Origin of the sequence: Spiroplasma endosymbiont of Lariophagus distinguendus (genome assembly GCF_023846195.1) — a bacterium.
GTDB lineage: Bacteria > Bacillota_I > Bacilli_A > Mycoplasmatales > VBWQ01 > Spiroplasma_E.
Map to the genome: position 1 here is coordinate 1 of NZ_JALMUW010000123.1, position 1104 is coordinate 1104.

At 22.6% G+C, this 1104-nt stretch carries 2 protein-coding genes; both read left to right on the plus strand.

Translation table 4 applies throughout. From position 1 onward, the window contains the following. On the plus strand, positions 1-497 hold a 497-nt coding region (locus tag M0D11_RS06000; RefSeq protein WP_252321000.1), incomplete at its 5' end, for a hypothetical protein. A gap of 152 nt (positions 498-649) precedes the next feature. Next, the coding region (locus M0D11_RS06005) for a glycerophosphodiester phosphodiesterase (protein WP_276574608.1) at positions 650-1104 on the plus strand (455 nt) is incomplete at its 3' end.

A 1104-nucleotide genomic window follows, 5' to 3' on the forward strand; every position in this document is an offset into this window, starting at 1 on the left:
TGAAAGAATATAATAAAAAATGATATCAACGTGATAAAGAAAAAAAGCAAAAACAAATAGAATTGCAATCTAGTCATGTTTCTACTTTAAAACAAAATTTTGATTTAAGCAGTTTTAATTGTGATGATATGTGTAGTGAACAAATAAAAAATATTGCATGAGATGTTTTAGAATCACAACTTTATTCAGAAACACAAGAAACAGAATTAGATAAGTTGTTAGAGGAAATAGAGTTTGAATATATGGCTAATGAAGAACAAAGTTCGGTACTAAGTAGTGAAAATTTATCATCTAATTTAATTTTTGATGGTATGTGTGATGAACAAATTATAAAAGATATATCAAATAATTTAGAATTAGATCAATCTATTGAACAATTGTTACTTAGTGAAAAAATAGCAGAACAAAACTTTGAATGAAATAATAGTATTCTATGTGCAAGTAATTTAGATAATGATATTTATGATTATAATTCAGTAACGAGATTTATTCCTTAATTAAATATTAATTTTAATTGTTAATTTTTACTTAAACTTAAAAAAATAAAATTTTATAGTTGAATTTCTGGGAAACACAAAGTACTTTTTTAATTACAAAACAAGTCTAGTGTAAAATAATTAGGTATAGGAATATTGGGGGTGTTTATTTTATGGCATTATTAGTGGCACATCGTGGATTTCGTTCTACAGAAGGTGAAAATCGAATCATTGATTTCCAAAATGCTTTGAAAATTTGCCAAGCAGTAGAGTTTGATATTCGATTAACAAAAGATAATAAAGTAATTATTTTTCATGATGATACATTTGAAAGAATTGCCAATAATAAAAGTGAGGTTAGTAGTTTATTATATGAAGAAATTATTAATTTGGAATTTTTTAAAAATAATAAAGAATGAATTCCACCATTATTTAATGATTTTATTGAAAAATTAAGTAAAAATTATCAAATGATTAATGTTGAAATTAAAGAAGAAATTAATCGTAAATATACCCCAAATCAATTAATGGTTATTTTTTCAGAAATTAAAAAATTAGAAAAAAAAAGTAAAGCTGAAATTATTGTTTCTTCATTTAATCACCAGTTATTAAACGAAATTGTTAAAAG